This window comes from Halomarinibacterium sedimenti (assembly GCF_019312585.1).
GTDB lineage: Bacteria > Bacteroidota > Bacteroidia > Flavobacteriales > Flavobacteriaceae > Halomarinibacterium > Halomarinibacterium sedimenti.
The window spans coordinates 1-24629 of the sequence record NZ_JAHWDP010000002.1; the positions used below are offsets into that span (position 1 = coordinate 1).

23 protein-coding genes are annotated in these 24629 nt (G+C 35.9%); 12 read left to right on the forward strand and 11 right to left on the reverse strand.

The annotated features are described in order from the left end of the window. Positions 1 to 370 precede the first annotated feature (370 nt). Positions 371 to 1057, reverse strand: a complete 687-nt coding sequence (locus KXJ69_RS04680; RefSeq protein WP_219051816.1) for a DUF4294 domain-containing protein — start codon at positions 1055 to 1057, stop codon at positions 371 to 373. A 115-nt stretch (positions 1058 to 1172) separates the two neighbouring features. Between KXJ69_RS04680 and KXJ69_RS04685 the strand changes: the two genes are divergently transcribed. The 3 genes from KXJ69_RS04685 (at position 1173) to KXJ69_RS04695 (ending at position 4683) form a co-directional block, all read left to right on the forward strand. Beyond that, positions 1173 to 2258, forward strand: a complete 1086-nt coding sequence (locus KXJ69_RS04685; RefSeq protein WP_219051817.1) for a M42 family metallopeptidase — start codon at positions 1173 to 1175, stop codon at positions 2256 to 2258. Positions 2259 to 2320: 62 nt separating this feature from the next. Continuing rightward, positions 2321 to 3745 carry an MBOAT family O-acyltransferase gene (locus KXJ69_RS04690; protein WP_219051818.1) on the forward strand — a complete coding sequence of 475 codons (1425 nt, stop codon included), beginning with the start codon at positions 2321 to 2323 and terminating at the stop codon, positions 3743 to 3745. Next, the gene (locus KXJ69_RS04695; protein WP_219051819.1) at positions 3745 to 4683 is read left to right on the forward strand and encodes a hypothetical protein; all 939 of its coding nucleotides are present in this window, start codon (positions 3745 to 3747) and stop codon (positions 4681 to 4683) included. Before KXJ69_RS04690 ends, KXJ69_RS04695 begins: the two co-directional genes overlap by 1 nt. Here the strand turns inward: KXJ69_RS04695 and KXJ69_RS04700 are convergent. After that, the gene (locus KXJ69_RS04700; protein WP_506737244.1) at positions 4676 to 6064 is read right to left on the reverse strand and encodes an alanine/glycine:cation symporter family protein; all 1389 of its coding nucleotides are present in this window, start codon (positions 6062 to 6064) and stop codon (positions 4676 to 4678) included. The genes KXJ69_RS04695 and KXJ69_RS04700 overlap by 8 nt on opposite strands. A gap of 65 nt (positions 6065 to 6129) precedes the next feature. Here KXJ69_RS04700 and KXJ69_RS04705 point away from each other — a divergent pair, with 65 nt between their 5' ends. Further along, positions 6130 to 7386: an acyloxyacyl hydrolase gene (locus KXJ69_RS04705; RefSeq protein ID WP_219051820.1), complete on the forward strand. Its 1257-nt coding sequence runs from the start codon at positions 6130 to 6132 to the stop codon at positions 7384 to 7386. Between the two features lie 49 nt (positions 7387 to 7435). Here KXJ69_RS04705 and KXJ69_RS04710 read toward each other — a convergent pair whose 3' ends face one another. Next, on the reverse strand, positions 7436 to 9547 hold the full coding sequence (locus KXJ69_RS04710; protein ID WP_219051821.1) for a T9SS type A sorting domain-containing protein: 2112 nt from the start codon (positions 9545 to 9547) through the stop codon (positions 7436 to 7438). Positions 9548 to 9722: 175 nt separating this feature from the next. On the opposite strand from KXJ69_RS04710, the gene KXJ69_RS04715 reads away from it, so the two are divergent. Next, positions 9723 to 12845: a CRTAC1 family protein gene (locus KXJ69_RS04715; RefSeq protein WP_219051822.1), complete on the forward strand. Its 3123-nt coding sequence runs from the start codon at positions 9723 to 9725 to the stop codon at positions 12843 to 12845. Here the strand turns inward: KXJ69_RS04715 and KXJ69_RS04720 are convergent. Next, entirely contained in the window at positions 12842 to 13792 is a 951-nt protein-coding gene (locus tag KXJ69_RS04720) for a phosphoribosylaminoimidazolesuccinocarboxamide synthase (RefSeq protein WP_219051823.1), read from the reverse strand. The genes KXJ69_RS04715 and KXJ69_RS04720 overlap by 4 nt on opposite strands. Beyond that, positions 13792 to 14745, reverse strand: a complete 954-nt coding sequence (locus KXJ69_RS04725; RefSeq protein ID WP_219051824.1) for a PhoH family protein — start codon at positions 14743 to 14745, stop codon at positions 13792 to 13794. The genes KXJ69_RS04720 and KXJ69_RS04725 overlap by 1 nt, the downstream gene beginning before the upstream one ends. 114 nt (positions 14746 to 14859) lie before the next feature. Here KXJ69_RS04725 and KXJ69_RS04730 point away from each other — a divergent pair, with 114 nt between their 5' ends. The 7 genes from KXJ69_RS04730 to KXJ69_RS04760 all read left to right on the forward strand — a co-directional run bounded on the left by KXJ69_RS04730 (position 14860) and on the right by KXJ69_RS04760 (position 20671). Beyond that, positions 14860 to 15690: an SAM hydrolase/SAM-dependent halogenase family protein gene (locus tag KXJ69_RS04730; RefSeq protein ID WP_219051825.1), complete on the forward strand. Its 831-nt coding sequence runs from the start codon at positions 14860 to 14862 to the stop codon at positions 15688 to 15690. After that, complete coding sequence (locus KXJ69_RS04735) at positions 15690 to 15986, forward strand: putative quinol monooxygenase (protein ID WP_219051826.1); 297 nt, start codon at positions 15690 to 15692, stop codon at positions 15984 to 15986. Before KXJ69_RS04730 ends, KXJ69_RS04735 begins: the two co-directional genes overlap by 1 nt. Next, entirely contained in the window at positions 15983 to 16432 is a 450-nt protein-coding gene (locus KXJ69_RS04740) for a GNAT family N-acetyltransferase (protein ID WP_219051827.1), read from the forward strand. The genes KXJ69_RS04735 and KXJ69_RS04740 overlap by 4 nt, the downstream gene beginning before the upstream one ends. Positions 16433 to 16435: 3 nt before the next feature. Further along, on the forward strand, positions 16436 to 17149 hold the full coding sequence (gldF, locus tag KXJ69_RS04745) for a gliding motility-associated ABC transporter permease subunit GldF (protein WP_219051828.1): 714 nt from the start codon (positions 16436 to 16438) through the stop codon (positions 17147 to 17149). Next, positions 17149 to 18837, forward strand: a complete 1689-nt coding sequence (gene gldG, locus KXJ69_RS04750; RefSeq protein ID WP_219051829.1) for a gliding motility-associated ABC transporter substrate-binding protein GldG — start codon at positions 17149 to 17151, stop codon at positions 18835 to 18837. The genes gldF and gldG overlap by 1 nt, the downstream gene beginning before the upstream one ends. 76 nt (positions 18838 to 18913) lie before the next feature. Next, a complete protein-coding gene (gene dnaN, locus KXJ69_RS04755; RefSeq protein ID WP_219051830.1) occupies positions 18914 to 20032 on the forward strand; it encodes a DNA polymerase III subunit beta in 1119 nt (372 codons plus the stop codon). A gap of 129 nt (positions 20033 to 20161) precedes the next feature. Next, positions 20162 to 20671, forward strand: coding sequence for a hypothetical protein (locus tag KXJ69_RS04760; protein WP_219051831.1), 510 nt, complete (start codon positions 20162 to 20164; stop codon positions 20669 to 20671). Positions 20672 to 20737: 66 nt separating this feature from the next. On the opposite strand, the gene KXJ69_RS04765 is transcribed toward KXJ69_RS04760, so the two are convergent. The 6 genes from KXJ69_RS04765 to KXJ69_RS04790 form a co-directional block, all read right to left on the reverse strand. Further along, entirely contained in the window at positions 20738 to 21187 is a 450-nt protein-coding gene (locus KXJ69_RS04765; RefSeq protein ID WP_255571206.1) for a DUF1573 domain-containing protein, read from the reverse strand. 106 nt (positions 21188 to 21293) lie between these two features. After that, the gene (locus KXJ69_RS04770) at positions 21294 to 21656 is read right to left on the reverse strand and encodes a DUF4870 domain-containing protein (protein ID WP_219051832.1); all 363 of its coding nucleotides are present in this window, start codon (positions 21654 to 21656) and stop codon (positions 21294 to 21296) included. A gap of 173 nt (positions 21657 to 21829) precedes the next feature. Further along, on the reverse strand, positions 21830 to 22531 hold the full coding sequence (locus KXJ69_RS04775; RefSeq protein ID WP_219051833.1) for an SCO family protein: 702 nt from the start codon (positions 22529 to 22531) through the stop codon (positions 21830 to 21832). Further along, positions 22500 to 23126 carry a toxin-antitoxin system YwqK family antitoxin gene (locus KXJ69_RS04780; RefSeq protein ID WP_255571207.1) on the reverse strand — a complete coding sequence of 209 codons (627 nt, stop codon included), beginning with the start codon at positions 23124 to 23126 and terminating at the stop codon, positions 22500 to 22502. The genes KXJ69_RS04775 and KXJ69_RS04780 overlap by 32 nt, the downstream gene beginning before the upstream one ends. 10 nt (positions 23127 to 23136) lie before the next feature. Then, positions 23137 to 23910, reverse strand: coding sequence for a YHYH protein (locus tag KXJ69_RS04785; protein ID WP_219051834.1), 774 nt, complete (start codon positions 23908 to 23910; stop codon positions 23137 to 23139). A gap of 139 nt (positions 23911 to 24049) precedes the next feature. Beyond that, entirely contained in the window at positions 24050 to 24343 is a 294-nt protein-coding gene (locus tag KXJ69_RS04790) for an EF-hand domain-containing protein (protein WP_219051835.1), read from the reverse strand. Positions 24344 to 24629: the final 286 nt, after the last annotated feature.

Below are 24629 nucleotides of genomic sequence, written 5' to 3' on the forward strand. Positions count from 1 at the left end.
ATCACAACAAAAAGCCCTCAAAAAAATCTCAGGTATTTTACTTAGTCTAGTTTAATTTTCGTCTGAAATATATATCCTAAAATATATATTCCTACGCTGTCAATTTCAATATATCAATGAACTTTTACTCGTTAGACGCTGTGGAATCGAACCACATTTTTTATTACCAAATCATCTTATTTCAATCCCACACCTTCCCCTTAAGCGGGTGCAAATATACAACTGCTTTTTTCAATTAACCAAAACTATTATTAAAAAAATTCAACCTTTTTTATTAACAGTTTGTAAACACCTGAGTGCTTGAATATTGAGTGAGTTTTTTCAAAAAGCGGAACTACTAAATTACACTATTTTCTAAAAGTGTGCAAGTTTATTTTACGGAATTATTCCAATGGGAGGTTAATTCTAAATAATCAATATTGAAGGCTGGCTTCTGTCTTTGTAAAAGTCCAGATTGAAAGGAGCGTTCCAAGATGTCTTCTATTAAGTAATCCTCCTTTACCTCATAAGGCTTATACTCTTCCTTTAAAGAAATATCAAACATACTTGCCGTGGTATTATACCAAAAGGCTCTCCATCCTGTCCGTAGTTCTTTTACTAGATCAAATGCCGTTCTTCCAGTTTGGCGATGTATTAGCTTTACCAATATTTGACCTTCCGTTCGGGTAAGCTTTTTTAATTCTTCAGAGAATTCTTCTTCAATATACTTCTGAATGCGTTTTGTATACTTCCTCTTTAATCTTTTACTTTCTATCGTATTTAATCTTTCGGTCATAACGGTTAATCTTTCCGAAGCAAGCTTTGCAAATGGGTACACCTTTCTAGTTTTTCTTCTTAGGATTAAATACCGTCTTCTGTCTTCTTTTGAATTGAACTGAAGCTTGTTCAACAAAACAACTTCGTCAAGATCTATAAATTCTCTTGGAATGGTATCCCCTTCTATTATATAATAGTATACTTCCGAGGTATCACTTTTAACTTCATTATACGAAATAGTATCCTGAGCAAATACGCCAGTTGGAATTATAAAAAGAAAAATATATAATAGGTGTTTCAAAAATGAATTCTTTAAATGTAACTGTCTTTCTTCTAAAATCGTTCCAAAAATAACAAATTGACGTGGGAAGGTTATTAATTAATTCCTAATTTTGAAAGCAATTAAAAAAACCGATATGGCAAAATTTATTTTGAATAAAAAATCACTCACTTTTTTAGAAAAATATCTAAACAATGCTTCACCAACTGGATACGAATGGGATGGCCAAAAAATGTGGATGGAGTATTTAAAACCTTATGTAGATGAATTTATTACAGACACCTATGGCACGGCAGTAGCAGTAGTAAATCCCAAAGCAAAGTACAAAGTGGTTATTGAGGGTCATGCCGATGAGATTTCTTGGTACGTAAACTACATTAGTGACAATGGTCTTATATATGTTATTAGGAACGGAGGAAGTGATCATCAAATAGCACCTTCTAAAGTCGTAAATATCCATACCAAAAAGGGAATTTTGAAAGGTGTATTTGGTTGGCCAGCAATACATACCAGAACATTAGCAAAAGAAGAAGCACCAAAACCTGACAACATCTTTATTGATATTGGTGCAAAAGACAATAAAGAAGTTGAAAAAATGGGAGTCCATGTAGGTTGTGTCATTACCTACCCTGACGAATTTCATATTTTAAACAAAGACAAATTTGTATGCCGTGCTTTGGATAATCGAATGGGTGGCTTTATGATTGCTGAAGTGGCTCGGCTTCTTCATGAAAACAAAAAGAAACTTCCTTTTGGATTATATATCACTAACTCTGTTCAAGAAGAAATCGGTTTGCGAGGGGCGCAAATGATTACCGAACGTATAAAACCAAATGTAGCTATCGTTACCGATGTTACCCACGACACGACTACACCAATGATCGATAAAAAGAAACAAGGTTTTGCGAAAATTGGAGAAGGTCCAGTTATTGCTTATGCTCCAGCGGTCCAACAAAAACTTCGAGATTTAATTATTGAAGCCGCAGAAGCCAATAAAATCCCTTTTCAAAGAGCGGCTTTATCTAGAGCTACTGGCACCGATACAGATGCTTTTGCATACAGCAACGGCGGTGTAGCGAGCGCCCTTATTTCTTTACCCCTACGCTATATGCACACCACGGTAGAAATGGTACATAGAGATGATGTTGAAAATGTCATAAAATTAATTTACGAATCATTGCTCAAATTAAAAGATGGGGAATCTTTTAGTTATTTCGATTAAATAATTACTGAATGGGAGCCAATGGCTCCCATTTTTTTATCTTTAACCCAAAGAACTTATAAATGCTATTCAATTCTTTTGATTTTGGCTTATTTCTAGTCATTGCCTATTGCATTTATTGGGGTATTGGAGTACAACGATTGAAAGCCCAAAACTTGTTCATTTTAGTAGCGAGTTACTTCTTTTATGCCTTTTGGGATTGGCGCTTTTTAATTCTTATCATCGCAAGTTCTTTAGTGGATTATCTAGCTGGGCTTTATATTGAAAAAAGCCGAAGCAATTCAAAAAGGAAAGTACTACTGTGGTCTAGTATTCTTTGGAATTTAGGAGTACTTTTTCTCTTCAAATATTTCAATTTTTTTATTGAAAGTTTTGAAGCCTTATTCAACATAGAATCATCTTCAACTTATAACTTTTGGAATGTTGCTATCCCTGTGGGATTAAGTTTTTACACCTTCCAAACTATGAGCTACACCATTGATGTTTACAAGAAGAAAATACCACCTACCAATAACTTGATTCATTTTCTATGTTTTGTGAGTTTCTTTCCCCAATTGGTTGCAGGACCTATTGAAAAAGCCAAAGACCTAATCCCGCAGTTTGCCAAGCAAAGGAAATTCGATTTTCAAAAAAGCAAAGAAGGATTACGTCAAATTTTATGGGGACTTTTTAAAAAGATTATTGTCGCCGAAAAGTTAGGCCTTGCCGTAGACATGGTTTACAATCAGCCCAGTGATTACAACTTTATCACACTCCTTTTTGCTGGCACACTCTTTTTCTTTCAACTTTATTGTGATTTTTCTGGGTATACAGATATTGCCATTGGCACAGCAAAACTATTTGGGTTTAAATTAAGTAAAAACTTTAATTTGCCTTACCTAGCTACTAGTATTTCGGATATTTGGCAAAGGTGGCATATTACACTCACACGGTGGTTTACTGATTACTGTTACATTCCATTTGTTTCTTCATTCAAAAAAAGTCCTGTTGTTGGAGGTATTGGGATTATTCTTACTATGACGCTGGTTGGCTTTTGGCATGGGGCAGATTGGAATTTTTTAGTCTTTGGCTTCTTAAATGGACTTATTATTGTGTTAGAGCGGATATCACTATTTCAAAATAAAATAACTCTTAGAAAATTTTTAACATCTACACCCTATATTTTTTCATTTATATATACAACTGGTTTATACACGGTTTTATGTTTAATTTTTAGAGCACAAAGCTACCAACAACTGGATCTTATTTTTAGTAGAATTTTCAGTTTCGCTTTGGACGGTGCTTTTACAACTTTAATCGGTTGGAAATTGGGCTATTTAATTTTTATCCTTTTTGCTGAATTACTTTCCAAAAAGAAAGATTACCCATTGCAACAATTTGAAAATTGGGTGCCAAAACCAGTACGATGGGTTGCTTATTACGCCTTCATTTTTATTATCATTCGGTATGCCGAGCCAAAAGAAGCTTTTATCTATTTTCAGTTTTAATGCAACGTAAGTTTATCACATATAGCCTCCTATTTTTTATTCCAGTTTTGGTTGGTTTTTTGGCTGTAGAATGGCTGACAATCTCGATCCCTTCACACTTTTCGGTTAATAAAAAATACATTGAAAAAAGTGGAGATTCTATTGAAACATTGATTCTAGGGACCTCACACTTAATGAATGCCGTAAATCCAGAATGGATGGAATCCCCAACACTTAATTTAGCTTCCGGGAATCAATTCCTTGATACGGACTTAAAGCTTTATAATGGCATACGCGAAAAGTTCCCCTCAGTAAAGAATGTTGTTCTTGAAATATCCTATAGTCATTTTGAAATAGCCCCTAACGGAAAAGACTTCTGGAAGAATAGCCTCTATTACAAGTATTATGATGTCAATTGCTTTGAGAGAACTGCTTATTTTAAAGACAGACTTGTTTACCTTTCAAACCCATCCTTCTTTTCTGAAAGAATTGAAGAATACTATATTGATAAAAAGAATATTCCTTCATTTAATGAATACGGTTTTAATAGTAATGATGGTTATGGGCAGTTTACTAAGCAGAATTATAACAAAGTGAAAATTGACACCATAAAGCGATTTAGAATTAATATTGAACCAAATTTGAATCTTTTTGAAACGAACGTAGCAACTCTTTTCAAACTTCTTGATTCATTAAAAAAACAAAACAAAAACGTGGTGATTTCTGCCACACCTATGTATCTAACCTTTCTAAAAAAAAGAAATCCTGAAATTTTAAATAGAAGGGACAGTATTTTTAACGTGATTCAAAAAAAATATCCTGAAGTAAAATTCCTAACTGCTGAAACAGACACCATTCATTATTCATTAAAGAACTTTTGGAACCATAGTCACTTAAACCCTTCTGGTGCAACCATTTTTACAAGACAGTTGGAATCTGTGTTACAATCTTTTAAATAGAATTCTCCTTTATTTTATTAAAATACTTTTTCGCTTCTGCAATCACTTTTGGAGCTAAAATTACAGTTGCTAACATAGTTGGAATTGCCATCAATGCAAAAAAAGTATCAATAAGATTGAGCATTGTATTTAGGGTCGTTGTGGCACCTAAAATGATGCTTCCAATGTAAAAATAATTATAGATGTGTTTTTTTTCTGCTCCAAAAAGGAAAGACATACACTTTGTCCCATAATACGAATACGAAAAAAGAGAAGAAATACTAAATATTAAAATACACAGCAGCAACCCATATTTTCCAACATACGGAATGGCATTTTCAAAGGCAGTTGCCGTTAAAGAAACCCCATTACTATCACTTGTTTCCCAAACTCCAGTAACCAAAATGGCTAAAGCTGTTAATGAACAAACAATTAAAGTATCAATTGCTGGACCGAGCATCGCAACCAACCCTTCTCTAATTGGTTCGTTGGTTTTTGCAGCGCCATGTGCCATAGGCGCTGTACCTATCCCCGCTTCATTTGAAAAAGCACCTCGTCTAATCCCTAATAAAATCAACCCACCTACAACACCCCCTAAAAAAGCATCTCCTTTATAAAAGGAAGCAGAAAAAGCATCGGTGAAAATTAGTTTTATATAATATGGAACAATTTCATAATTCACCCCTAAAATAATGAGTACTAATCCAAAGTACAACACTACCATTGTAGGAACCAATTTCTCGGCGGTTTTACTAATACGCGATAAACCTCCTAATATAACAAAGGCCGTAATGGTAGCCAGAATAATTCCAATGACTAAATTAGATTTAAAACCCATAGATAAGCCTGCTGGTTGCAATAAAATATCATCAATCGCCTGTGTAAGTTGATTTACATTAAACACTGGTAAAGCTCCAATAAGCCCAGAAATACTAAACATCACAGCCAGCGGTTTCCACTTTTTTCCAAGCCCTTCCATAATAAAATACATAGGACCTCCTTGCGTTTTGCCTTCACTATCTTTTCCCCGAAATAATATGGCCAAGGTGGCTGTAAAGAATTTGGTGGACATTCCTATAACGGCACTCACCCACATCCAAAATACAGCTCCCGGCCCACCCAATGTGATCGCTACAGCGACCCCTGCAATGTTACCCATCCCTACCGTTGCAGACAATGCTGTGGTTAAGGCTTGAAAATGAGAAATCTCTCCCTCATCATTTTCGTCATCGTATTTTCCTCGTAAAACAGCTACCGCATGGAATAAATATCGAAAGGGTAAAAAGCGAATTCGTATTAATAAATACAGTCCTCCTCCTATTAAAATGATAAGCAAAGGTAAGCCCCAAGCAATGGAAGCCATTTGCGAGGTTAGTTGTTCAAAAGCGTTGAGTATATCCAAGGTTAATATTTCTTATTGCAATTTATAATTTTAAAATTCAAATCAAATGTTTTTATTTGTACTCAATGAAAAACATACTAACCACTTTATTTTTCATCGGAACACTTTGCGCTTTTGCGCAGGAAAATTCAATTTCAAAGGCTTCGGAATTTGTAATTACTCCTGAGTTTATGCTAGGGATTTCTGCCGAAGCAAACGATTTCTTTCCAGATAGATCGCTTCAAAAGCAGCTCATTATTGGCTTCGGAAGAGAACACCACAACAATCCCCAAGAATGGGCATATTGGCTTAATGCGCCTAAAACAGCCATTAATTTTGGTTTAACAGATTTTGGTAATAGTGAGGAAATTGGGTATGCTATTTCTGCCATGCCTATTATTGAATTCAATATTTTTAAAAGTAAAAGACTAAAAATTCTAACTGGAATGGGTGTTTCTTACTTCCCAATAAAGTATGACCCTGTCGAAAACCCATTTAATCAAGCCATTACTACAGATGTTTCTTGGTCATTTCGAGCAGGATTTAATTACGAGTTTATTAAAACAGAAAAACTTGATTGGCGTATTGGAATTGGGTATTATCACCACTCGAATGGGCATACTAAGTTACCCAATCAAGGGTTGAATTCCTTTTTAGGTAGTTTTTCAATAGATATAAAAAACCCGTATCACAAGCCTTCCGCAGAAAGTACCGTTGAAAGAGTAATTCCAGAAAAAAGCCAATATAGGTTTGCCTCGCTTCGGTTTGGTTTAGGAAATAATGTGCTATCTCTTGCATTTAATGATCAAAAACCGATTTACACCATTGCTGGGGAATATGGAAAAGTGATTAACAAAACCTATAAATTAGGAATTGGATTCTATTACCGTTATTATGATCATTATTATGATTATATAAAAAATAATGAATCATTGGTTCAGGATGGTAGAGAGTTTGAAGATTTCAGAAAAAATCCTTGGTATAACGCAACTGCATTAGGTATTACAATTAATGGAGAGTTTCTATTAAACCACATAGGTATTGATTTACAAATTGGCGCCAATGTATTTAAACCTGCCTACAAAATTGATTGGCGAATTAATGAAGGGTGGGATAACACCCCAAGGGAGATACCAGAAGATTGGGTCTTAGGTGAATTTACCACCAAGTTTAAACTAAAACATATTATCTCGTCCAGAATGGGGATTAAATACTATATGTTTGGTAATAATGATGTCCCAACACATAACCTCTTTGTGGCAGCACATATAAATTCAAATCTAGGTCAGGCTGATTTTACAGAATTTAGCTTAGGATATGTGTATAGTTTTAAAAATAAATAAGCCTCCAAAAAAATGAAGGCTAATTTTTATTACACTATTTATTATCAAATTAATCTATTAACATTCTTTTTGTATCGATTCTTTTTCCGTCTAGGTACAATGTATATAAGTATATCCCTGAGCTTAAAGCAGTTCTACTAAATTCAATACTTCCCTCTCCTACTTTATTTACAGGGATCCTCCTTAGTATTTGACCTGTAACAGTAGTTAAGACAATTTCTGCTTTATTATATTCAAAAGGAATGTAATATCTAATACTTGTGACATCCCCATATGGGTTTGGTATATTTTGAAATAAGTACGGACTATTTGGGTCTGAAATAATATCATCTATTGGTAATTGACAAGCACAAGCCTCTAAAAATTCTACTCGAGCTATAAGATCATCTATTTGGAGCTGCTGACTAGCGTTTTCTACTTCTAATGGAATTAAAATGGAAGATAAATCCACTTCCACAACATTCGAATTTTCAAGCTGAAGCTTTAACAAATTTCCTTCTAGATTGAACGTCGTAATACTTTGGTTATCTGTATTATCTAAATATCCCGAAAGATCAACACTTCCTCCATCTTCTAAATCAAGAGAATTCCCAGTGAGTGTCAATTGTTGGTCATCTGTACCTGAATTATTAAAAACCGAAAGATCCACATCTTCTGAAGTTCCTCCAGAAATACCAATAGTCAATATGTTACCCGCCAGTCCTGAACCAGAAATGTTTTGGTTGTCGGTATTGTCTAGATATCCTGATAAATCAACATTCCCTCCATCTTCAAGTGCTAAAGTATTACCCGTTAAAGATAATTGTTGGTCGTCGGTATTATCTAGGTATCCTGAAAGATTCACAGTTTGTGTTGGGGCACCATCGTTTTCTAAAGACAATTCCAAGTTGTTTCCATTTAATTGAAATACATCCGCAACTTGGTCATCGGTATTATCCAAATACCCTGAAAGATCTACTATTTGTGTTGCTGCCCCATCATTTTCTAAGGAAAGTTCTAGGTTATTTCCATTCAATTGAAATACATCCGCAACTTGGTCATCGGTATTATCTAAAAATCCTGATAAATCAACTGTCTGTGTAGCTACCCCATCATCTTCTAAGGAAAGTTCTAAGTTATTCCCGTTTAATTGAAAGACATCCGCAACTTGGTCATCGGTATTATCTAAATATCCAGAAAGATCAACAGTTAGAGTTGCAACTCCATCATCCTCTAAAGACAGTTCTAAGTCATTCCCGTTTAATTGAAAGACATCAGCAGTCTGGTCATCTGCCCCTGCAGTTTTCCAAAGAGCGCCATCCCATGTATATAACAAACCATCATCTGTATTAAAAACCACGACACCAACTTCTGCCGCGCCAAGAGCGACCCCTAGTGCATCACGTTGTACTGTTGTCAATCTATTTAATTGAAGTCCTTTGTTTGTAGCATTTAGGTCAATTGATGCGTTTGGGTTAGGATAATTTGTACCTGCCATACCCACTCCAATATTTCCATCGTCACCTAGGCTTAATGTTCCAGTTGGTGCTCCAGGCTGTATTCTAAAAGGCAAGGTACTACCATTAGTAGCGTCTCTAACAAAAAAATTGGATTCATTTCCAGCAATATCCCATGTCTGCGGCGTAAATCCACTTGATCCATTTTGTTCCAAACGCATAGTAGGTGTATCGCCGTCTGTTATTTGTAATTCGACCACAGGGGTATTAGTCCCCAATCCTACATTACCTCCACTACTACTTACATGAATAGCATTGGCTCCCGCTCCTGCTTCAATGCGGAAAGGGTTATTACCAGCAGTAGCATCGTCAACAGCAAAATAACTTTCTCCTCCATTTGTTTGATCATTAATAGTGATTCTCCAATCATTTCCAGGGAAGGTGCCTACGCTGGTATCATCAAAGTGGATACGCAAATTGTTTTCTTTTAATCGAACGGTGTCAAACCCAAAGCTTTCACCATTCACGCAATCAAAGCCCACGCAAAGACTTCCGCCATTAATTATGACATCGTCAGCATGAATAATATCTCTCGTGGGAACATCACGATCTACAATTGGACTACCTATAGGAGGTTGTGCCAAACTTGAATCAGATTCTTGAGCCATAATACTAATTGGCAACACAAGAAAAACACATAATAGAATAAAAGAATGGAATTTCATAAAAAGGATTTTGGTTAGTTAGTTTTCTAAATTTAAAAAAATTAATTCTGTATTCTGGACTTTAAATGGTTTAATCGATTAAAAAGCCAAAATCAAGATAAAGGGTTAGTAAAATACCATAGCTCTGTTTTTAATTGTTTTATATTTATTGAATTATTATGAGTTAAATAACTTTATGGTTTTAAATCAATTTAAACGGGTTTTTGTCTTTATCACCTTATTTCAGGTAATGGGGTTATATGCCCAACAGTCTTCAAGCATTTCAGATATTATTGATAAAATTTATGATTTAGAAAAAGAACGGGATCCCAAATGTTATGCTACCGCAAATAGACTTGAAGATTTTATGTATGGCACTCCACTAGAAGAAGAAGCCCGAAATTTAAAGATTGATATTCAGAAAGAATTTATTTATTATTTAAAGGAAAAAGGTTCTGCCCTTGCCAAAAACGGCAATCATTTAAAAATAAAAAGAATACACCTAGAGTCCGTATTGCAAGATTTAACCGAATACAAATTACTAGAAAATGGAAATTATCAATACAAACTCACTACAGGAACCATTACTATAAACGCCAAGGATTATAGACAATACGCATCTGTTTCTTATGGATACCGTTCTTTATTATCGGTAGAGCAAGATTTATTTTATTTTTCTGAAAATAAGTTGTTGGCTTTTGATAGTGAAGCATTGCAACTTGCAAATGAATATGTAAATCTTATTACGTTAGTCACTTTAAAAATAGCCGACATCAATGCTCGAAAAGCAAATGAAAAAACAATTTCTAAAGAACGATTAAAAGAAAGTTGGTTATTAATTCTAAATGAATCAAAAAACAAAAATTCTTTATCAATTTCGAAGTATCCAAAACAAGATAGGAAAATAATAAAAGCTTCAGAAAACAATGAAATTCTTGAAGAAATAATAACTAAAAAAATCGAAGCCTATACAACCTACAATCAGCTTTCAGAAAGTGTTTTTTTGAGAAATATTCAAGTGTATTTTGCACGTCAAAAATGGCCTACAGATTTACCAACTTCAAATAATCTTCGATCCTACTATATAGAATCCTTAATTGGTTTTACAAAGTCTTTATTAGAACTTTCAAATAAAAATAGCTCAGCATCAAATTCTCAAATAATTCGACCTATTCAAGTTCAAAAAGCACTTCATTTATTTTTACCAAGTGAAACAAATACTTTTGAAGATGTCACCTTTTTTCCAAATAATTTGACTGAAAAAATTGCGATAGAATCCTACGATTTGGATGCCTTTCGAGATAGTGGATTTCATTGGAGGATATTAGGTTATGCCTTAGATGATTTAGCAAAAGAAAATATAAAAAGTATTGATCCTAATGCAGCTGAACAATTGGTTGAAGGGATTGCACAATTTGGAGTATTGGTGCTTCGTGTAGCCGGAGAAATTTCAAAAAATGATGCTAAAACAGTTCTTGATATTTCAGCTATTGAAAAAGCACGTAAGCACATCCAATCCTTAATAAATACCTATGATTTTACGGATGTAAAGAAAGAGGTTTCTAAAATTAACTCATCAAATAATTCCTCAACATCATCAATTGGAAAATTTGATATTGTAAATAATATTACGGGGGTAGATTTTGAACATAAATCATCAGACTGGCTCAATAGGTTTATAAGAAGCTACTCAACATCCCTAGAAGAAAATGTTATTAAACTTTCAATACCACCTGCTTTTGGGGGATCTGGTGTGGCATGTGAGGACCTAAACAACGATGGCTGGATGGACATTCTTCTTTTAGGAGGTTTTGGCAACAAGCTTTTGATTAATCAACAAAATGGAAGTTTTAAGGATGTTACCCAAAGTACCCTTTTAAACGCTTGGGACAATGACTTAAAGTCCTACGGTGAAGCAAGACAACCAATTATTGCAGATTTCGACAATAACGGGACACAGGATGTTTTTATCTCGTACGTCAACGCACAACATAAATTGTACAATAACCAAGGCGAATTAGAATTTGTGGATGTATCCAACATAGCTAATTTAGGAGGCGAAAATGCTGTAGCGGGTCCGGCAACGGCTTTCGACTTTGACAATGACGGATTGCTGGATATCTATATTGGTTATTTTGGAAATTACATTGAAGGGATACTTCCTACCATTAGAAGAGACAACCAAAATGGAATGCCTAACAAGCTCTTCAGGAATTTAGGAAATTTTAAGTTTGAAGAAGTTGATTATTTGCGCGACATTTCTTCAGATACAGGTTGGACTCAGGCGGTTGGTCACTCTGATATTAATCAAGATGGTTGGCAAGATGTTATTGTTGGCAATGATTTTGGAGTCAACAAATATTATATAAACAACCAAGATGGTACTTTTTCTGAAATAAGCAAGCAATTAGGAACCGATAAGCCTTCCTATACTATGAACGTTGGGATCACCGATTTGAACGGAGATTTTTATCCAGATTTTTACATATCCAATATTGTAGTCATGCAAAAGGATGAAAAATATGTGAGTCCCAATGAAAATACCACCATGAAATTTGACCCAAAAAAAATGGCGAATATTAGAACGGTGGAAGCCAATGATTTGTTTCTATCTTCAGTTAATAATTCTGAAATTTCCTATCAACTTTCAGATAATATAGGAAGAGGATATTCGGCCACTGGTTGGTCTTGGGATGCCGATTTTTTTGACTTTGATAATGATGGAGACGAAGATTTGTATTGTTTAAATGGTATGAATGACTTCAGCGTATATTCTAGTGAAAATCCATTTTATTTTGAACGAGAAGAAGAATCAAAATCCATAGAATATGCCCAAAGTGATCGTGAAAAAAATGTATTCTTTGTAAATGAGGAGGGTATTCTTCTTAACAAGGCCGAAGAGTTTGCGCTCGATTTAAATAGCAATGCAAGAAGTGCTTCTTATTTCGATTTTGATGAAGATGGCGATCTTGATATTATTATCAATAATTATCATGAAAAGGCTACATTTCTAGAGAATAAAACATCCAATGAAAATGATTGGATTAAAATAAAACTCATTGGGAATCCAGAGGCTAAAATTAATAACGATGCTATAGGTTCTTCAATCATTATAAACGGAGCCATTTGGAGAGAAATTCACAGTACTACAGGATATCTATCAGTACATCCAAAGCAACAACATTTTGGACTTGGCATAAATAAAATGGTTACCCTTGAGGTTCGCTGGAGTAATGGTGAGCGTTATACACTCGAAGGTCTTAAGGCAAATACTTCTTATGAAATTGAATATCCTAATAAGATAACCCAAAAGGATTAATGTTTTAAATACGCCAAAACATTTTTTTCAATTCGTTCCTGAATTTTTGAAACATCGGCCTTTACAAAAGCCTCCCCCGTAATGTTTTCGTAGAGTTCTATATATCTTTCAGAAACCGTTTCAATGTATTCATCGCTCATAAAAGGTACTTGTTGTCCTTCCAATCCTTGAAACCCATTTTGAATTAGCCATTGTCTCACAAACTCTTTGGAAAGTTGTTTTTGAGGCTCACCCTTTTGTTGTCTTTCTTGATAGCCATTAGCATAGAAAAAACGTGAAGAATCGGGCGTGTGGATTTCATCAATTAAAACAATCCTACCTTCTTTAGTTTTTCCGAATTCATACTTTGTATCTACCAAAATCAAACCTCTCTCAGCCGCTATTTCAGTACCTCTTTGAAACAATTTACGAGTATAATCCTCCAACTGAAGGTAATCTGTTTCAGAAACAATGCCCCGTTTTAATATATTCTCCCTAGAAATATCCTCATCGTGGTCGCCTTTTTCGGCTTTGGTCGCAGGCGTGATAATAGGAGTTGGAAATTGATCATTTTCTTTCATCCCATCGGGCATTGGTACACCGCAAATCATTCGTTTTCCTGCTTTGTATTCGCGTGCCGCGTGGCCACTTAAATAGCCTCTAATGACCATTTCTACTTTAAACGGTTCACAAGCGATTCCTACGGCTACATTAGGGTCTGGGGTAGCTAGCAACCAATTAGGCACCAAATCCTCAGTATCCTTCATCATTTTGGTGGCTATCTGATTTAATATCTGCCCTTTATACGGAATCCCCTTTGGCATCACTACGTCAAAAGCACTAAGCCTATCGGTAGCAATCATCACCAAAATATCATTTTTTAGGGTATATACTTCACGCACTTTTCCTTTATAGACTTTCTTCTGTCCAGGAAACTGAAAGTTAGTATCAATAATGGTATTACTCATTAGTTTCGATTTTCAATGGCATCGTACGCTGCAATTACTTTCTTCACTAAACGGTGGCGAATCACATCTTTATCATCCAAGTAAATCATTCCAACACCTTCTATTTCTTTTAAAACTAATAACGCCTCTTTTAAACCTGAAATCACTCTCCTAGGCAAATCTATTTGACCTGGATCTCCCGTAATCATAAACTTTGCATTTTTCCCCATTCGAGTTAAAAACATCTTCATTTGTGCATGAGTTGTGTTTTGACCTTCGTCTAAAATTACAAAAGCATTGTCTAAGGTTCTTCCTCTCATAAATGCAAGGGGTGCAATTTGGATGACTCCTTTTTCAATAAAAGATTCCAATTTTTCATGGGGAATCATGTCCCGCAAGGCATCATACAGAGGTTGCATATAAGGATCAAGTTTTTCTTTTAGGTCTCCTGGGAGGAATCCTAAATTTTCACCTGCTTCCACGGCTGGTCGAGTTAAAATAATTCTTTTAACTTGTTTCTCCTTTAACGCTTTAACCGCTAAGGCAACACCCGTATAGGTCTTTCCTGTTCCAGCGGGTCCAATGGCAAAAACCATATCATTTTTGAACATAGATTCCACCAAACGCCTCTGATTGACGGTTTGTGCTTTTATAAGTTTTCCATTAACACCGTGTAATAGTACTTGGTCACTCCCTTCGGACGTTTGATATTCTTCCTTGCTATCACTAGACAAAACCCTTTCTATTGAGTTTTCATCAATTTTGTTGTATTTAGCATAGTGCTCCAAAATTAAGGTAAGGCGGGTGTCAAATTCTTCAAGAATTTCTTCGTCTCCGTAGGCAGTGATTTTATTTCCTCTGGCAACAATCTTAAGTTTAGGGAAGTATTTTTTGATAAGTTCAATGTTAGCATTTTGATTTCCAAAGAAATCTCTGGGGCTAATTTCAGTAAGTTCGACTATAAGTTCGTTCAAAAGCGATATAATTTTAAGAGAGATACATAGTTATTGTAAATATAGTTTTTCTAATCGCAAAAGTACCTTATTTTTGTACGAGTTGTTTTAACAAAATATCAACAATTTTTCAGAATGCCCATTGTAACCCTAACGACAGATTTTGGAGAGAAAGATCATTATGTAGGTGCCGTTAAGGGTGCTATATATAGTGAATTGGAATCGCTTCGCATTGTTGATATCTCACATTCTATTTCTCCTTTTCATATTACGGAAGCCGCTTATATCATTCAAAACGCTTACAGAAGTTTCCCAAAAGGTACGATTCATATTATTGGAATTGACAGTGAACTCAATGCCGAAAACAAACACATTGCCGTGGCGCTCGATGGTCATTTTTTTGTTTGTGCTAACAATGGCATTATTTCTTTATTAGCTTCAGAAATAAAACCCGAAAAAATTGTGGAGATTAATATTCACGATCGTGTAGAATCTAATTTCCCGGTATTAGATGTATTTGTAAAAGTAGCGTGCCATATTGCCCGTGGAGGAACCTTGGAAGTAATTGGAAAACTCATTGATGATTTAAAGGAACTGAAAGGAATAAGACCCGTGGTAAATCCTGAAGCAAATCAGATTTTGGGTACGGTTATTTATATTGATAACTACGGAAATGTAATAACAAATATTACCAAAAGTTTGTTTGAAAAAATTGGAATGGGACGTGATTTTAAAATTTCTGCACGTACCGCTACCTTTTCTAATGTGCATAAAAATTACAGTGATGCCATTAATTTTGACCTTCCACCAGAAAAGCGTGAAGAAGACGGAAAAAAATTAGCCCTTTGGAATTCATCTAATTATTTAGAATTGGCTATTTATAAAAGTAACCCTAAAACCGTGGGTAGTGCTTCTACCCTATTCGGACTTGAATATTGGGATACTATCACCGTAAATTTTGAATAATGTTTACAAGAATTGTAAAAATGGTTTTTGAACCTCAACACATTCCTGCTTTTTTGAATAATTTTGAAGAGGTAAAAGAAAAGATACGTGGGTTTGAAGGCTGTGAATTGTTAGAATTATATCGCGATAAAAATCAGGAAAATATATTTTTCACTTATAGCAGATGGAACGCCGAAGATGACCTTGAAAACTATAGAAATAGTGATTTATTTAAAGAGGTTTGGAGTGTTACAAAACCCATGTTTAAAGAAAAAGCCGAAGCTTGGAGTGTGGATACCTTAGTTAATTTACCGTGAAGATTATAAGAACAAATTCAGAAAATAAAGACTTTGTTGCATTGGTAAAACTACTTGATGCAGACCTAGCCATTCGTGATGGGGAGGACCACGCTTTTTACAACCAATTCAATAAAATTGGTATGTTGAAAAATGTGGTGGTTTGCTATGCGGAAGAAATTCCGGTAGGATGTGGCGCATTTAAGCCTTTTGAAGTGGATTCAGTTGAAATAAAACGTATGTACACCCTGCCACAACAAAGAGGGAAAGGATTTGCCTCTTCTATTTTAAATGAATTAGAAACTTGGGCAAAAGAATTAGGGTTTACTTCGGCTGTATTAGAAACAGGGATAAAACAACCCGAAGCCATTGCACTCTATAAAAAAAATGGCTACAATAGAATGGACAACTACGGGCAATATGCTGGGGTAGAAAACAGTTTATGTTTTGAAAAAGAATTGAGATAATCTATGCTTGCACTTATAAAAAAGGAAATAAACAGCTTCTTTGCTTCGCCTATAGGCTATTTGGTCATAGGAGTGTTTTTAGTACTTAACGGCTTATTTCTTTGGGTGTTTTCGGGCAACTTCAACATTTTTGACAATGGCTTTGCCGATTTAGCACCTTTCTTCGAACTTGCCCCATGGGTTTTTATATTTCTTATTCCTGCAATAACAATGCGTGCCTTTAGCGAAGAAAAACGTATGGGCACACTAGAATTATTGCTTACGAAGCCTATTTCTTTACAAAACATTGTTCTTGGAAAATATTTTGGAGCGCTACTATTAATACTACTTGCCTTACTCCCCACCCTTTTGTATGTTTTCACCATTTCAGATTTAGGAAATCCTCCTGGCAATTGGGACCTAGGAAGTACCATTGGCTCTTACATTGGGTTGTTATTCCTAGCCATGGCTTATACAGCTATCGGTGTGTTTTCTTCTACCCTTTCTGAAAATCAGATCGTAGCCTTTATCATCGCCGTACTGCTCTGCTTTATTATGTATTACGCCTTTGACGGAATTTCAACGGCTATTAATGCCTTAGATGTTTCATTTTTAGGAATGCAAACACATTTTAATAGTGTGGCGCGTGGCGTACTAGATACTAGGGATATTGTTTATTTCTTAAGTGTATCAGGATTCTTTTTAGTACTCACTTTTTTAAATCTGAAGAAAAAGTAATGCTGAAAAACCCACAAAACATAAAAACCCTTGGAATTGCCATTGCAATAATTGTGCTCATTAACCTATTAGGGCAATGGGTGTACAAACGCTTCGACCTTACTCAAGACAAACGATACACACTTTCTGAAGCTGCTAAAAACACCATTGCAACGACCAACTCCCCCATTTATGTGGATGTGTTTTTGCATGGCAATTTACCCCCAGAATTTAAACGCTTACAAGCTGAAACTGAACAGCTCCTAGAAGAATTTTCGGCGTATAATTCTAATGTAATTTTCGAATTTATCAACCCACTTGAAGGAGAAGAAGACATTGCCGCCATTCAGGAGCAAATGACCGAATTCGGACTTACCGGGGCACAAGTTGAAATTAAAGAGAATGGCAAACTCACTTCCGAAATTGTATACCCTTGGGCACTCGCCTATCACAATGAAAAAACGGTTCGTATTCCGTTATTAAAAAATCAATTGGGTAGTACGCAAGAAGAACGGATTAACAATTCTATCCAAAACCTTGAATACGCTTTTGCCGATGGTTTTAGTAAACTTACGCAACCCAAGAAAAGGAAGGTTGCCATTTTAAAAGGGAATGCGGAATTAGAAGACAAATACATAGCCGATTTCCTGAAAACCCTTGGAGAGTATTACTACATTGGGCAATTCACCTTAGATTCGGTAGCGATAAGTCCGCAAAGAACGCTCGAAGAACTAAAAAAATACGATTTACTCATAGCAGCTCAACCCAAAATTCCGTTTACGGAAGAAGAAAAATATACCCTCGATCAATTTACTATGAACGGCGGCGCATCCCTTTGGTTGGTCGATGCCACCGAACAAAGAATAGACACCGAATCAAGTACCACGTTTGCCTTTGGTAAAGACTTAAACTTAAATGATTTCTTCTTTAAATATGGTGTGCGTATCAACCCAGATTTGGTAAAGGATGTATATGCAGCTCCTATTGCCTTAGCCACGGGTGATAATAACGAAAGTCAGTATAGCAAGTACCCTTGGTTGTTTAGTCCGTTATCTCAGAGCGCCAATAGCCACCCCATTGTAACGAACATAGAAGCCGTGAAATTCGATTATGCTTCCGCTATTGATACCCTGCCCAATAGCATCAAAAAAACGGTATTACTAAGTACTTCACCCATTTCAAAAAAAGTAGGATTACCTGCCGAAATTGATATCAACAAAGAGATTCCGCAAAATTTAAAAATCATGAACGAAGGTCCAGACCCTTCCGAATTTACAGCAGGTGAAATTCCGTTAGCAGTGTTGTTGGAAGGCGAATTTACTTCGGTATATGCTAACCGAATAAAGCCATTTAAAGCGGAAAAGGATTTTGTAAAAAGTACCCCCACAAAAATGGTTATCATTAGTGATGGAGATGTTATTAAAAACCAATTGGATCGTGGACGACCTTTAGAATTGGGGTTTGATAAATGGACAAACACCTATTATGGAAACAAGGAGTTTTTGCTCAATACGGTCAATTATCTTTTGGAGGATAGCGGACTTATAAACATTCGAACAAAGAAAATTGCCATTCCTTTTCTCGATCCACAAAAAACAGCAGAGAAAAGAAGCACTTGGCAATTCTTGAACCTATTGTTACCATTGGGATTATTGGCAGTCTTTGGAATTTTATTTTCCTACTTCAGAAAAAGAAAATACACACGCTAGTTGTTAATAAGTTTGTTTTAGCAAACAAGCGTTTTGGGATATATTTGTAAGAAGCTTTAATCGAAAAAATAACTGAATGAAATTTATTGTATCGAGTTCATATTTACTGAAACAATTACAAGTGCTTGGGGGCATTATCAACAATAACAATACCCTCCCTATTTTAGATAACTTTTTGTTCGAATTGGATAAAAACAGCCTAAAGGTTTCTGCGTCCGATCTTGAAACGACCATAACTTCAAAACTGAATGTAGAAAGCAACGAAAAGGGCGCTGTGTGTATTCCAGCTCGTTTACTGTTGGATACGCTAAAAACCTTTCCAGAGCAACCACTTACATTTACGGTAGAAGACAATCACACCGTAGAAATTAGCTCTAGTAGCGGTAAATATGCGCTTGCGTATGCCGATGGTGAAGATTTCCCTAATGCTATTGAATTAAAAGAGCCCAGTGCTACTAAAATTCAAGGAGATATATTAGCAACTGCCATTAGCAAAACCATTTTTGCCGCAGGGAATGATGATTTGCGTCCTGTGATGAGTGGTGTGTTTTTTCAGTTTTCTACTGAAGAATTGACCTTTGTGGCAACCGATGCGCATAAATTGGTAAAATACACCCGTAGTGATGTAAAAGCTTCGGAAACGGCTGAATTTATTATGCCGAAAAAACCGCTAAATCTTTTAAAAGGAATTTTGGCAGGTAGCGAAGAAGATATAACCATCGAGTATAACGAGAGCAACGCCAAGTTTACATTTGAAAATACCGAAATGGTATGTCGCTTAATAGATGGAAAATATCCTAACTACGAAGCGGTAATCCCAAAAGAGAATCCAAACAAATTAACCATCGACAGAAACCAATTTTTAAACTCGGTACGTCGTGTGAGTATTTTTAGTAATAAAACCACGCATCAAATCCGTTTAAAAATTGCGGGGGCCGAATTGAACGTTTCTGCCGAAGATATCGACTACAGCAACAAAGCCGACGAACGCTTAACCTGTGCGTATCAAGGCGATGATATACAAATAGGATTTAACTCGCGTTTCCTTACCGAAATGTTGAATAACTTAACAAGCGACGAAGTTTCTTTAGAAATGTCGCTGCCAAATCGTGCTGGGATTTTAACCCCCGTGGACGGTTTGGACGAAGGCGAACAAGTGACTATGCTTGTGATGCCTGTAATGCTCAATAACTAGCCAAACTATTTTTTAAGTGTAAAACCCACCAATAGGTGGGTTTTTTTATGTAGTGATGACATTATATCTATGTTACGATGTGTCATTAGTATAAACAAAAACCAATACTAACGTAACACATTTCTATTTATGAAAATTCTTAAGACACTTAGCCTATTATTTTTATCAATCCTTATCCTCTCATGTTCCAAAAAAGATGATGGTGGAAGTGATACCGACGCAGAGGCAACGTTTAACGCAACTATTAATGGTGGTCCTTACAGTAATCTAGCAGCCACTTTAGGAAGCTATTCTGCAGACAGCAGTAATGGGTTTACCATTGCCGTGGTAGATGCCAACGGAAACACCATTAGGCTTTTTATGAATAGTACGGGTGGCTTTACCAATGGCGTCACCAAAGAAGTTGGAAATATCGATTCCAACGGATTTCAAACCAGTGCCTTATTCCGTGACGCACAAACACAAGTAATTTACAATTCCATTTCGGGAAGTATGAAAATTACCCAAAACAAAGAAAGCAATAACGATCCTAGCAATCGTGTGGTGACGGGAACTTTTAATATTACAGCGAATATCAATACAGGAACCACCATTACTATGACGGGATCATTTAATAACATTTTGGTTTCAGGACTTTAATTTTGTGAGGTCATAAAACAAAAAAAGGAAGCCAATGGCTTCCTTTTTCAATAGAATGAAGTAGGATTACTCCATATCACTGGTTCCTTTTTCTTTTTCAGGCAATACTTTTCCCTTTATCTTTAAAACAATAGTAGGTTCACTTGCATTAGAAGTAACCGTAACCGTTTTGGTAAACTGCCCTACTCTATTAGTGGCATATTTTACACCAATCTCCGCAGTTTCTCCTGGCATAATAGGTCCATCGGGTTTGGTAGGTACCGTACAACCACAGCTCCCTTTTACTTGGGTAATAATAATAGGTGCATTACCTGTGTTAGTAAATGTAAACGCACGTACTCCATCAGAGTTGTATTCTATATTGCCGTAATCGATAACGGTGCTTTCGAAGGTGAAAACTCCTTTATTCTCCTTTTGTTTAGTCTCTTGTGCAAAAAGTGCCGAAGTAACTAAAAAGACAAATACAATAAGTACATTTTTTGTCATCATGTTAGTTTTAGTTAGATAAGATTTCATAATAGTTTATGTTTTAATTAGTATGCCACAAATATGGGCCAATTTAAAAAAACATCTGCAAACAGTGGGGTTGAAAGTGGTACTAGTCCCCCTTTGAATTTACTTTTTACTTAATAATTCGAAAGGTTGCAAAGTAACTTGGCGCCTCTCCATTGCTGGCTTTTATAGCATTTACAATAGGCATTACAAAACCAATGATACATGCAAAAATGAGGATCAAAATACCTACACCTAATAATAAAATAGCAGGGATTCCAATAATCATATACAGAATTAAACTTATCTGAAAGTTAATAATTTGCTTCCCATGTGCGTCCATATCCTCCACCTTATCTTTTTGGGTAAGCCATAAAATAAGCGGCACTACTAGACCTCCAAATCCTGTAAAATAGGTAAGTAATTGCGAAAGGTGCGTAATGACCAATAAGGGGTTATCGGTGCGTTTTTGGGTGTGATTGAGAACTTCCATGATGATAGTTTTGATTGATCTATTGTATAAGTAGGAAATTTTAAAAAATGTTACAGGCTACAAAAGTACTTTTAGTACACTAGAGTATAAAAATGTTATTCCTTTTAAGTTAGACCTATCTAACTCTTGAGATCTTATACCTACTATTTAAATTTAACCCCTATCTCAATAGATTACCCTTTATCCTCTTCCTTTAGCGATTTTACATCCACCATCAATTGCTGTATAGAAGCCCTGTTTAAACCGTTATAAATGCCCCTAATGTGTTTGTCCTTATCAATCAGTAGAAAGTTTTCAGTGTGTAAAAAATCATCCATACTCTTTTCTTCTCCTAAATCATTTTCAACAAAATAGGATGCCCTACCAAGCGTATAGATTTCATTCTTATCCCCTGTCACCAAATGCCATTTGCCATCGATAACGTTATGATTTTTGGCATATTCTTTTAACACCGCTACCGAGTCAGTCGAAGGCATCACAGAATGTGACAACAATAGTACTTCAGCATCATTTTTAAATTCCTCTTGAACCTTCCACATATTATCGGTCATCCTTGGGCAAATCCCAGGACAGGTAGTAAAGAAAAAGTCGGTAATATAAATCTTGTCTTCAAATGTTTGTTGTGTAACGGTATCGCCTAACTGATTCACCAAAGTAAAATCTGGAATTTTATGAAAGGCTTGCTCCTCTTTAGACCCGGGGGTGAACCAATGAGGCGTAAAAGATTCATCACTATAATACGGCAGGTAGTCCGTTCTGCTAGTTTCAACAACGTTTATATTTTCCTTTTTTATTTCGTTGTTACATCCTACGCAAAACAGCAATACAATACCGCTTAAAAGACTATATTTTTTTATCTCTAACAATGTTTTCATCTTCCAATGTATAACAAGAGTTCGCTTTTCGCATCCCAAAGATGCGCCCATTTTTAGCTTCATAATTCACATAGAGTTTTCCGTTTTGCAACCAAGCTTTTTGCAACCCGTTTTCATTTCCGTCTACCAACTGACGTTCTTTTGCCAATTGCCCCGTGGGGTACCATTCTCTTTCATAACCCTGCTTTACCCTATCTTTGTAATACGATTGTGACGCTATGGCACCGTTCTCCCACCAAGTGGTATAGACACTGTCCAATCTGTTTTCTTTATAATACGATTCAATACGCAACACCCCATGATCCGACCATTTTTGGGCAATACCTTCTCGCTTTCCGTTATAATAACCAAGCCTTTCTCCTAGCGTATCATTTGAGTGATACTTTACAGAATAACCGGAAAAAGGCTGGTCATTATAATACCATCTGCCTTCAAGCTGATTAAGCACCAACACCTCTTTTAGTACCTCCATAGTGTCAATTTCAATCCCCTTTGCTTGTAGGGTCGAGTCACTTTCAACGGGTGTATTCCAAACCGTATCTCCACACCCTGTGCAAAGTAAAAAAGAAACCATAAGTACTAAATAGAACTTCATGCTGTATATTTTAATACCCTTGATATGGACCCGCAAACGCGATATAAGATCCTGTATTTGAGTATAATTCGTTAATAATATGATAATGGTACTCTTCTTCCCCATCGGTATATTGCGTGGTTGTCGTATGCCCTCCCGACGCATCTAAATCGGTAGGATAGGTCCCCGTTGAATTACATTTTCTTCCGTAGAGAAATACACCATCCAGTAAGATTCCAACCAAGTTGTCATCATCATCGGTAAACGCCTTTGGCTCTAAGTGATAATGATATACTCCTGGGCCAATATGAGCTCCTGTCCAATCTAAGCTAGCTGCCGCTTGATCCAAAGGACCATTCCCTTCCGAATCATTAAATATGGAGGCTCCACTTACCGCAATACCAATAGTGTTTAATTGAGTGGCTACGGTAGCTCCTGATAAATCGGGTGTGGCATCCACAGTGATGGAGGTAGCATTATTATTGCTAGACATATTGGAGGGTGTTAATGCCACATCGGGTTCGTCACGGTAAAGCTCATGACCCACACCCCAATATACCGTTTCGTGATTAGGCAATCCCGTGGTCTCAATCACTACATTCGATCCATCGAGATAAATGGTCACTGCATCCGAATTAAATGCCGAAAAAGCGGCATGTAACTCGGTGACTACTTCTTCCTCTTCTTCTTCGGTAACAGTTCCTGAAGAATCATCATTAGAGCACGCTATAAAAGCGATGGAAAGCACAAGGACTCCAAGAAATGCGCCCGCTACTTTATTCTTTGTGAAGCTTACTTTTTTCATATTTAATTATTTAAGATTTATAGTTTATTAGTAGTAGGTATTAAAATAGGTTTAGCATTTTGTTCTGAATTTGAAATTAAAAGCTCCATAATTGCTTATGAAGCTTTTATCCAAATCAAACAAACAAAAACAAAACAAGTTAGTTTCTTCCCTCAGGCTTTCTTCCTTTGGGCTTGGGAGCGTTTTCAAACTCCTCCTGGGTGATGTAACCATCTTCGTTAGTATCTATATCACCAAACATTTCTTTAAGGGGTCCTTTAACCTCTGCAGCCGAAAGTTTACCGTCCATTCCAGAATCCATTTCTTCAAGCAATTCGCTATAGGTAGGTTGTGTTTTTGGTTTTCTATCTCTAGACTGTGCTGTGGAAATGGTTGCGAAACCCAAGCTAAATACCACAGCTAATAATCCCATTTTTACATTCGTTGTTTTCATAATTCTTATTTTTAAATTCACTCTTATGACCTCAAAGGTGCGTAATAGTTCAATGCAAAAAAGCGACTTTCAGTGAAGGGGTACTAGTATTCAGCGAATGGAATTTTTCACCCAATGGAAGGATTTTTAAAATCAACTCATAAGATGTAAACGGTCCAAATTATTGGAGCTCTTTCATATGGAGAACCCGCGCCTAACGAACGAATTCTTCCACTAACTAAAAGCAATATTCAACAATCTCAATTAGGTAGCTATTATTCTATTAGGCAATTTCAGCCAAACCCCC

Excerpts from the sequence above, each read along its gene's own strand:
- KXJ69_RS04685 (WP_219051817.1), top strand. The coding sequence starts at position 1,173 with ATGGCAAAATTTATTTTGAATAAAAAATCACTCACTTTTTTAGAAAAA.
- KXJ69_RS04690 (WP_219051818.1), top strand. The coding sequence starts at position 2,321 with ATGCTATTCAATTCTTTTGATTTTGGCTTATTTCTAGTCATTGCCTAT.
- KXJ69_RS04695 (WP_219051819.1), top strand. The coding sequence starts at position 3,745 with ATGCAACGTAAGTTTATCACATATAGCCTCCTATTTTTTATTCCAGTT.
- KXJ69_RS04705 (WP_219051820.1), top strand. The coding sequence starts at position 6,130 with ATGAAAAACATACTAACCACTTTATTTTTCATCGGAACACTTTGCGCT.
- KXJ69_RS04710 (WP_219051821.1), bottom strand. The coding sequence starts at position 9,547 with ATGAAATTCCATTCTTTTATTCTATTATGTGTTTTTCTTGTGTTGCCA.
- KXJ69_RS04715 (WP_219051822.1), top strand. The coding sequence starts at position 9,723 with ATGGTTTTAAATCAATTTAAACGGGTTTTTGTCTTTATCACCTTATTT.
- KXJ69_RS04720 (WP_219051823.1), bottom strand. The coding sequence starts at position 13,792 with ATGAGTAATACCATTATTGATACTAACTTTCAGTTTCCTGGACAGAAG.
- KXJ69_RS04730 (WP_219051825.1), top strand. The coding sequence starts at position 14,860 with ATGCCCATTGTAACCCTAACGACAGATTTTGGAGAGAAAGATCATTAT.
- KXJ69_RS04735 (WP_219051826.1), top strand. The coding sequence starts at position 15,690 with ATGTTTACAAGAATTGTAAAAATGGTTTTTGAACCTCAACACATTCCT.
- gldF (WP_219051828.1), top strand. The coding sequence starts at position 16,436 with ATGCTTGCACTTATAAAAAAGGAAATAAACAGCTTCTTTGCTTCGCCT.
- gldG (WP_219051829.1), top strand. The coding sequence starts at position 17,149 with ATGCTGAAAAACCCACAAAACATAAAAACCCTTGGAATTGCCATTGCA.
- dnaN (WP_219051830.1), top strand. The coding sequence starts at position 18,914 with ATGAAATTTATTGTATCGAGTTCATATTTACTGAAACAATTACAAGTG.
- KXJ69_RS04760 (WP_219051831.1), top strand. The coding sequence starts at position 20,162 with ATGAAAATTCTTAAGACACTTAGCCTATTATTTTTATCAATCCTTATC.
- KXJ69_RS04765 (WP_255571206.1), bottom strand. The coding sequence starts at position 21,187 with ATGAAATCTTATCTAACTAAAACTAACATGATGACAAAAAATGTACTT.
- KXJ69_RS04770 (WP_219051832.1), bottom strand. The coding sequence starts at position 21,656 with ATGGAAGTTCTCAATCACACCCAAAAACGCACCGATAACCCCTTATTG.
- KXJ69_RS04775 (WP_219051833.1), bottom strand. The coding sequence starts at position 22,531 with ATGAAAACATTGTTAGAGATAAAAAAATATAGTCTTTTAAGCGGTATT.
- KXJ69_RS04780 (WP_255571207.1), bottom strand. The coding sequence starts at position 23,126 with ATGAAGTTCTATTTAGTACTTATGGTTTCTTTTTTACTTTGCACAGGG.
- KXJ69_RS04785 (WP_219051834.1), bottom strand. The coding sequence starts at position 23,910 with ATGAAAAAAGTAAGCTTCACAAAGAATAAAGTAGCGGGCGCATTTCTT.
- KXJ69_RS04790 (WP_219051835.1), bottom strand. The coding sequence starts at position 24,343 with ATGAAAACAACGAATGTAAAAATGGGATTATTAGCTGTGGTATTTAGC.